The 8,004-nt window shown below is 62.5% G+C and carries 8 protein-coding genes and 2 pseudogenes; 3 read left to right on the top strand and 7 right to left on the bottom strand.

The window, feature by feature from the left end:
• Nucleotides 1-364 precede the first annotated feature (364 nt).
• A pseudogene (locus tag HYG88_RS14845) lies at nt 365-610 on the top strand (hypothetical protein); the annotation flags it as partial.
• A gap of 249 nt (nt 611-859) precedes the next feature.
• Here the strand turns inward: HYG88_RS14845 and HYG88_RS14840 are convergent.
• The 3 genes from HYG88_RS14840 to groES all read right to left on the bottom strand — a co-directional run bounded on the left by HYG88_RS14840 (nt 860) and on the right by groES (nt 4,564).
• On the bottom strand, nt 860-2,353 hold the full coding sequence (locus HYG88_RS14840) for an IS91 family transposase (protein WP_043907034.1): 1,494 nt from the start codon (nt 2,351-2,353) through the stop codon (nt 860-862).
• Nucleotides 2,354-2,577: 224 nt separating this feature from the next.
• Nucleotides 2,578-4,218 carry a chaperonin GroEL gene (gene groL / locus HYG88_RS14835; protein ID WP_004201176.1) on the bottom strand — a complete coding sequence of 547 codons (1,641 nt, stop codon included), beginning with the start codon at nt 4,216-4,218 and terminating at the stop codon, nt 2,578-2,580.
• A gap of 55 nt (nt 4,219-4,273) precedes the next feature.
• On the bottom strand, nt 4,274-4,564 hold the full coding sequence (gene groES / locus HYG88_RS14830) for a co-chaperone GroES (protein WP_004201172.1): 291 nt from the start codon (nt 4,562-4,564) through the stop codon (nt 4,274-4,276).
• A gap of 193 nt (nt 4,565-4,757) precedes the next feature.
• On the opposite strand from groES, the gene cutA reads away from it, so the two are divergent.
• Together cutA and HYG88_RS14820 are read left to right on the top strand one after the other, a co-directional pair.
• The gene (gene cutA / locus HYG88_RS14825) at nt 4,758-5,087 is read left to right on the top strand and encodes a divalent-cation tolerance protein CutA (protein ID WP_004201171.1); all 330 of its coding nucleotides are present in this window, start codon (nt 4,758-4,760) and stop codon (nt 5,085-5,087) included.
• Between the two features lie 4 nt (nt 5,088-5,091).
• On the top strand, nt 5,092-5,949 hold the full coding sequence (locus tag HYG88_RS14820; protein WP_178883360.1) for a protein-disulfide reductase DsbD domain-containing protein: 858 nt from the start codon (nt 5,092-5,094) through the stop codon (nt 5,947-5,949).
• A gap of 10 nt (nt 5,950-5,959) precedes the next feature.
• On the opposite strand, the gene HYG88_RS14815 is transcribed toward HYG88_RS14820, so the two are convergent.
• From HYG88_RS14815 to HYG88_RS14800, 4 genes and pseudogenes are all read right to left on the bottom strand, one after another.
• On the bottom strand, nt 5,960-6,598 hold the full coding sequence (locus HYG88_RS14815) for a phosphoribosylanthranilate isomerase (protein ID WP_004201168.1): 639 nt from the start codon (nt 6,596-6,598) through the stop codon (nt 5,960-5,962).
• Between the two features lie 4 nt (nt 6,599-6,602).
• Nucleotides 6,603-6,968 carry a bleomycin binding protein Ble-MBL gene (ble, locus tag HYG88_RS14810; RefSeq protein WP_004201167.1) on the bottom strand — a complete coding sequence of 122 codons (366 nt, stop codon included), beginning with the start codon at nt 6,966-6,968 and terminating at the stop codon, nt 6,603-6,605.
• A 3-nt stretch (nt 6,969-6,971) separates the two neighbouring features.
• Nucleotides 6,972-7,784 (bottom strand): subclass B1 metallo-beta-lactamase NDM-1, encoded by an 813-nt coding sequence (locus tag HYG88_RS14805; protein WP_004201164.1) that lies wholly within the window; start codon nt 7,782-7,784, stop codon nt 6,972-6,974.
• A gap of 100 nt (nt 7,785-7,884) precedes the next feature.
• A pseudogene (locus HYG88_RS14800) lies at nt 7,885-8,004 on the bottom strand (IS30 family transposase); the annotation flags it as partial.

Below are 8,004 nucleotides of genomic sequence, written 5' to 3'. Positions count from 1 at the left end.
TCTTGACTCAAGCATTAATGCAGTACGATCTTCAAAGTTAAGATGATGGTATGACAATTTTATATACTCCATAAACCCTTTAAATTAATTAGGTGGTTTATGTCGCACTTCAAGTTTTACTCTGCCCTCCATTGTTTTCAATTTATCGGATTTCTAAAAACATGAGATATATGTTTCAATAAAAGTTTTTAAGAACTTTATACACCAAATACCAATGCTTCACTTATGATAAAGTGGATTAAAATTGCAGAAAATGGGTAAATCCATAAAAAATGTCAACATCTTCAAATATACAATTGTATTTCAATTTCCGTTGTTTATAGTTGGAACATTTTTTTAAATCTCTACACTCAAGGTTAGATTTATGTCTACTGCTCATAAAAAAGCATCCTTATTGCAAAAAGTCAGTAAAGGACTCACAGTTGGTTCAGTCATTACAGGAAGCACGTTTTTACATGGTCCCCCTGTTTTGGCACTCGGTTTTACCAAGCTGTTTAAAAAATCAAAAAAAGTAGACGAAACCAATATTCAATTGGCCAATAGCTGGATTGGTGTAAACAACCACCTGATTGAAAAGGTGCTGCCAAACCTAAAGTGGGATATGGGTATAGGAAGTTCAACCGCCCTTTTTGGCGAGTCTGGCGGGTAGGAAGCGGCCGCGCAAGCGCCGCTTTGGGCACAGATCGGGCACAGATCGGGGGTTCATGCGTGGGTTTTCGACATCGCGGGGCCACGCAGCGGCTCAGTGCGTAGCCATTTCTCACCGAATCCCGGCACAGGGCCGAGCGCAGCCCTGCGGGGTCGTGGCCGCATCGGATCGGACTCTGGCTTGGCTGCCGGCTGTGTGGCCGGCGCCTCATCACGCGGCGGGCGGCGGGGCGCGCGCTGCGGGCCGGTAGTGCGCTTGCTCCAGCGCGCCGTGTTTCTCGAAGTGGGCGAGGATGGCGCGAATGGCCTTGGGGTCTTCGATGCTGGCGACGATCCGCACCGCGCCGCCGCAGTGGGCGCAGGTGGTGATGTCGATGGAAAAGACCCGCTTGAGCCGTTGCGCCCAGCTCATCGCACGGCGCTTCTGCTCGGGGCTGCGCGGCTCGTCGTGGGCGCTGACGTCCACTGGCGCCGCATCGCCCGCAGGCCGCCTGCCGCGCCCCGAGGGCGTCAGCTGCGCGCGCAGGTTTGCATTCGGGGCGAATACGCCGTGGAAGCGGGTGAGATGCGCGCGTGGCGGCGGGACCAGTGCCGCCAGCTTGGCGATGAAGTCCACCGCATCCCATTCGACATGCGTGGTGCCATTGCGCCACGGCGTCTTGAGCTGGTAACGCACCCTGCCCTGTGGCGAGATCGATAGCCGCTGCTCGCTGATCGCCGGGCGCGTGATGTAGCGGCACAGCTTTTCGAGCTTGTGGCTTTCGTGTGCTTCCGCGGCCACGCCGGCATGCAGCGAGAAGCCGCCGACCTTGCCGGCGTCGCCCTCCAGCGGACCGGCGTCGCCAGGCAGCGTTTGCAGCGTGACGACCTTGCGGCCAGCGTCGCGACCGGTGGCGATGCGGTAGGTCATCGAACTCATCCGCAGCCCATCCATGCCGTCGTCGCTACCCGCGCTGTCGGACAGGAACACGGATTCGTCTTCGCCTTCGAGCCAGCCGCGGCGCGACAGGTGCCGGCACACGCGATGCGCGATGGTGTTGGCCAGTTCCGTCAGTTGCGCCGATGTGGGCGCACGGGTGCGGTGCAGGCGCGGCTTGCGCTGCGGACGCTCGGTGGTGTCCTCGTACACGCCGTCGAGCCACAGCATGTGGAAGTGGATGTTGAGATTCAGCGCGCTGCCGAAGCGCTGGATCAGGGTCACCACGCCGCATTGCGCCGTATCCCGCGGCACGCCGGCCTGATCGGCAAGCCAACCGGCGATCACACGATGCACGATGCCCAGCACCGGGCCGATCGCCTCAGGCTTGCTGGCGAACAGGAAGCGCAACGGGTACGGGAAACTCAGCACCCATTGCCGCACCGGCCGCGGGCCGAACACCTCGTCCACCAGATGCCGCGCCGACTCGGCCATGCGCCGTGCGCCGCAGCTCGGGCACAGCCCGCGCTTCTTGCAGGAATACGCCACCAGCCTCTCGGCACGACAGTGCTCGCAGACCACGCGCAGGAAGCCGTGCTCGAGCACGCCGCAGCGCAGGTAGGTCTCGAACTCCTCGCGCACATACTCGGGCAGCGGGCGGTCTTCGGCCTCAAGACGCGCGATGAAGTCCGGGTAGTGCGCCTGCACTAGCGCGTACAGCAGCGTGCGCTCGGGCAGGTGGCGCGCGTAACGCGCAGCGGCGTGGGCGGCCGGCAGTGGCGCGCACACCTCGGCCTGCCGCCGGGGTGCGGTCAGGCGCGGCACGCAGCGCTCCGTTGCAGGGACGGCTGCTCAGGGTTGCGCCCGCGAGCACGCGTTCATATCGGCGTTTTCTGATCTTCGCGTCAGACATTGCCGCGGGGCGGGTAGGAAGTCTCCCGCCTCGGACGCCAGAACGCACAAAGCCCGGCACGAGGCCGGGCTTTGTGGTCTTGCTTGATGGATCGCGGGGCTTAGAAATCCATGCCGCCCATGCCGCCCATGCCGCCGCCGGCCGGCATCGCCGGCTCGTCCTTCTTCGGGGCCTCGGCCACCATCGCTTCGGTGGTGATCATCAGGCCCGCGATCGACGCGGCGTTCTGCAGCGCGGTGCGGGTGACCTTGGTCGGGTCCAGGATGCCGAACTCGATCATGTCGCCGAACTCGCCGTTGGCGGCGTTGTAGCCGAACGCACCCGAACCTTCGACCACGCGGTTGAGGATGACCGACGGCTCATCGCCGGCATTGGTCACGATCTCGCGCAGCGGGGCTTCCATCGCGCGCAGGGCGATCTGGATGCCGTGGTTCTGGTCTTCGTTCACGCCCTTGATGCCGGCGATCGCCGCCTTGGCACGGATCAGGGCGACGCCGCCGCCCGGGACGATGCCTTCCTCGACGGCCGCACGGGTCGCGTGCAGGGCGTCTTCGACGCGCGCCTTCTTTTCCTTCATCTCGACTTCGGTGGCGGCACCGACCTTGATCACCGCAACGCCGCCGGCCAGCTTGGCCACGCGCTCCTGCAGCTTCTCGCGGTCGTAGTCGGAGGAGGTCTCCTCGATCTGCGCCTTGATCTGCTTGATGCGCGCCTCGATGCCCGCGCCTTCGCCGGCGCCATCGATGATGGTGGTGTTTTCCTTCGACACCTGGATCTTCTTGGCGCGGCCGAGGTCCTTGATGGTGGCCTTCTCCAGCGACAGGCCGACTTCCTCGGAAATCACCACGCCGCCGGTCAGGATCGCCATGTCTTCCAGCATCGCCTTGCGACGGTCGCCGAAGCCCGGGGCCTTCACCGCGCAGACCTTGACGATGCCGCGGATGGTGTTGACCACCAGGGTCGCCAGCGCTTCGCCTTCGACTTCCTCCGCCACGATCAGCAGCGGCTTGCCGGCCTTGGCCACGCCCTCGAGGACGGGCAGCAGGTCGCGCACGTTGGAGATCTTCTTGTCGTACAGCAGGATGAAGGGATCATCCAGGTCGGCCGACATCGACTGCTGGTTGTTGACGAAGTACGGGCTCAGGTAGCCGCGGTCGAACTGCATGCCCTCGACCACGTCGAGTTCGTTGTCCAGGCCGCTGCCTTCCTCGACCGTGATCACGCCTTCCTTGCCGACCTTGTCCATCGCCTGCGCGATCAGGTCGCCGATGTTGGCATCCGAGTTCGCGGAGATCGCGCCGACCTGGGCGATTTCCTTGCTGGTCGACGACGGCTTGGACAGCGACTTCAGTTCGCCGACCGCGGCCTTCACCGCCTGGTCGATGCCGCGCTTCAGGTCCATCGGGTTCATGCCGGCGGCGACCGCCTTCATGCCCTCGCGGATGAACGCCTGCGCCAGCACGGTGGCGGTGGTGGTGCCGTCGCCGGCGTTGTCGGAGGTCTTGGAAGCGACTTCCTTCACCATCTGCGCGCCCATGTTCTCGAACGCGTCAGCCAGTTCGATTTCCTTGGCGACGGAGACGCCGTCCTTGGTGATGGTCGGCGCGCCGTAGCTCTTCTGCAGCACGACGTTGCGGCCCTTCGGGCCGAGGGTCGCCTTCACGGCGTTGGCGAGCACGTTGACGCCGCGCACCATCTTGGAGCGCGCGTCTTCGCCGAAACGAATGTCCTTGGCAGCCATTGCGAATTACCTCGAAAAATTATTCGGATGAGAAATGTGTGGGAGCGACGCGCGATCAGCCGAGGATCGCGAACAGGTCGTCTTCCTTCACCACCAGCAGCTCGACGCCGTCCAGCTTCACTTCGGTGCCGCTGTACTTGCCGAACAGCACCTTGTCGCCGACCTTGACCTGCGGCGCGCGGACCTGGCCGTTGTCCAGCACCTTGCCGGTGCCGACGGCGACGACTTCGCCCTTGATCGGCTTCTCGGTGGCCGAATCCGGGATCACGATCCCGCCGGCGGACAGCTTCTCTTCTTCCATGCGCTTGATGACCACGCGGTCGTGCAGCGGCTTGATATTGGACATGGCAACCTCGGTAAATGGTTGATTGACGTGGAAAAACCCGGCGATTTTAGCAGTCGCGCGAAGCGAGTGCCAAACCGCGGACAACAGAACCGGGCGAACCCGGCATGCCACCGAGATGGGGCGGGCCCGCCGACTTTCAAGGGCCGCACGCGGATGTCCGCCAGGCCCGCCGGATCGGGGCAGCCGCTACCCTATGCCGGTGAGCGCCCTGATCTGCTTCTGCACCTGTCCCGACGCCGACAGCGCCGAGCGCATCGCCACCGCGCTGGTGGCCGAGCGCCTGGCCGCCTGCGTCAACCTCCTGCCCGGCCTGCGTTCGGTCTATCGCTGGCAACGCAAGGTCGAGGCCGCGGCCGAGGTCCTGCTGCTGGTCAAGACCAGTGCCGAGGCCTACCCCGCCCTGCAGGAACGCCTGCGCCAACTGCATCCCTACGAACTCCCGGAGCTGCTCGCGGTCGAAGCCGCGTCCGGCCTGCCCGAATACCTGCAATGGCTGGCCGCCGAGAGCCGACCGGTAAACTGAGCCAATGACCGCATCCACGATCCGCCGGCACCGCACCTCGGTCAAGGCCGATGCCGCCTTCACCGGCGCGACCATGGCGCTGCCGAAGGGCAAGGCCTACCGCGACGAATTCTTCGGCGACGTCGAAACCTACCGCAAGGAATTGCTCGGCACCCTCACCGGCACGCCCGCGGCCGGCGCGAGCGCGACCACCCTGACCGTGAAGTACCAGGGCTGCGCCGATGCCGGCGTGTGCTACCCGCCGCAGACCCGCACCCTGAAGGTCGCGTTGCCGGGCGAAGCGGGCGCTGGCGGCTTCGGCTGTAAGGCGCGCGGGCTGCATGATTATGTCGTCAAGAACGGCTCTGCCGATCATCCCAACGCCGAGGTGAAATTCGCACTGGGTGATGTGGTCAACACCATGATCGGCTGCACTAATGGTGAAACGATCATGCTGTGCCACGACACCTCGCTGCCGCGCCCCTATTCTCTCGGCTTTCGGGTGCAAGGCACCGAGGGGCTGTGGATGGACGTCAACAAGTCGATCTATCTGGAGGGCAAGAGCCCACAGCCGCACCGCTGGGAGCCTGCCGAGGGCTGGTTTGCGAAATACGATCACCCGCTATGGAAACGCTACGCCGATCTGGCGGCAGGGGCCGGGCATGGCGGGATGGACTGGTTCGTGATCCACGCTTTTGTCGAGGCGCTGAAGGCCAAGGCCCCGATGCCAATCGACATTTACGACGCGCTGGCCTGGAGCGCGATCACGCCTCTGTCGGAACAATCGATTGCTGAGGGCAATCGCACGTTAGATTTTCCCGACTTCACCCGAGGGCAGTGGCGCACCCGCAAGCCGATCTTTGCGCTGAACGACGCCTATTGATCGACGCGATTTAGGCCAAGCGCACCGCAAAGGCGAAATTGGTAATCTTGTCGGTATCCTTGACGCCCGGCGCGCTTTCGACGCCGCTGGAGGTATCGACCAGCGGCGCTCCGGTGCGCGCAATCGCCTCGGCAACATTCGTCGGATTTAGCCCGCCTGCCAGCCCCCACGGCAAGGCACCGCGATATCCGGCCAGCAGCGACCAGTCGAACGCCAACCCCATGCCGCCGGGCAGCGCGCCTTTGGGGGTCTTGGCGTCGAACAAGATCAAGTCCGCCGCCCCGGCATAGGCTGCGGCGCGTGCGACATCGCTGGCGCTGGCGACGGGCAGCGCCTTCCACACCGGCTTGCCAAACCGCGCGCGCAACTGGGCCACGCGTTCGGGCGATTCCGAACCGTGCAGCTGCAGCGCGTTCAGCTTGGCTGCCACCAGTGCGTCGGCGATGACAGCATCATCCGCATCGACGAACAAACCGACCATGGCGATCTGGCCAGCTGCGCGCGATGTCAAAGCGCCCGCGACATTCGACGTAACCGCACGGGGCGACGCTGGATAGAACACCAACCCGGCATAGTCCGCCCGCGCCGCGATGGTCGCATCGAGCGCCTCGGGTGTGCTGATCCCGCAAATCTTGATTTTCGCGGGCATGCGGTCAGTCGGGGTTCTGGATCAGCCGCACCAGCGTGCAGTCGGGATCGATCAGGTAGCCGATCCTCAGGCCGCTCGCCTCCAGTTGCGGAGCTTTGAAGCGCGGCCAGCCGGTGCTTTTTTCCTCGGCTCCCGCCGCGTTCACCAATGCCACCATGGCATCGAGATCATCCAACCGCAGGCAACAGCCGAACGAGCTCGTAGCTGGGTCGAGGTCAGGATAGGGGAAGAATTCGAGCTGCAAACCGCCGCGCTGCAGGATCATCCAGCCGCGATCCTTCCAACTCGTCGCAAAGCCCAGCTTCGCATAAAACGCCTCTGTCACATCGAAATCGCGCGATGGCAGATTGGGGGTGACGTGGTCAGCCATGGCTCAGCGCAGCTTGTCGGCCATGCGGGCCGTATGAGTGATTGCGGCGCGGCTATCGGGGGCGGAATGGCTCATCACGATCATGCTGGCCTTGGGGAACGCCGCACCAAACGCGCGCGCTGACGCGGCGTAGTGCTCAGTGTCGGCATCACCGAGATTGCCGAGCGACTTGGCCTTGCTGTCCTTGATCAGGCAGCCACCAAAAGCGATGTCGGTGCCGTCGATCCCAACGGTGATATTGTCACTGGTGTGGCCGGGGCCGGGGTAAAATACCTTGAGCGGGCCAAAGTTGGGCGCGGTTGCTGGTTCGACCCAGCCATTGGCGGCGAAAGTCAGGCTGTGTTGCGCCGCAACCATCCCCTCTTGCGGGGCAAGCTGGTTCGACAACGCATTGGCATAAGTCGCAATCCCCGCCGCATGCAGCGCGTCCATACCGCCCATCTTGTCCTGATGCGCGTGAGTCACCACCGCCAGCGCGACCGGCAGGTTGATCTCCTGCTTGATCCAGTTGAGGATCTGGGCGGTCTGGTCATCGGTCCAGGCGGTATCGACCACCAGCACGCGGCCGCCATCCCTGACGATCAAACCGTTGGAAGCGACTGCCCCGAAACCCGGCATGTCGAGATAGGAAGTGTGCTGCCAGACATTCGGTGCGAGCTGGCGGAAAACCAGATCGCCAAACCGTTGGTCGCCAGTTTCCATTTGCTGGCCAATCGTCGGGCGGATTTCACCGGGCATGCACCCGCTCAGCATCAATGCAGCGGCTAATGCGGTGCTCAGCTTCGCGACCGGGTGCATAATATTGGGCAATTCCATCAAGTTTTCCTTTTATTCAGCATTAAAAACCCCGCAAATGCGAGGCCTAGTAAATAGATGATCTTAATTTGGTTCACTGTAGCAAAAATATGGGGCGAATTCAAACATGAGGTGCGACAGTTTCAAAAGCCATATGATAATCAACAAGCTGAGCAAATTTCTCTAATGGTGTAAGCCAATCTAACGCCTTTCTAGGACGAGTATTCAGTGACATGGCAAC

The organism is Acinetobacter sp. SwsAc4, from assembly GCF_013391535.1.
GTDB lineage: Bacteria > Pseudomonadota > Gammaproteobacteria > Pseudomonadales > Moraxellaceae > Acinetobacter.
This window is presented reverse-complemented; position numbering and strand designations above follow the sequence as displayed.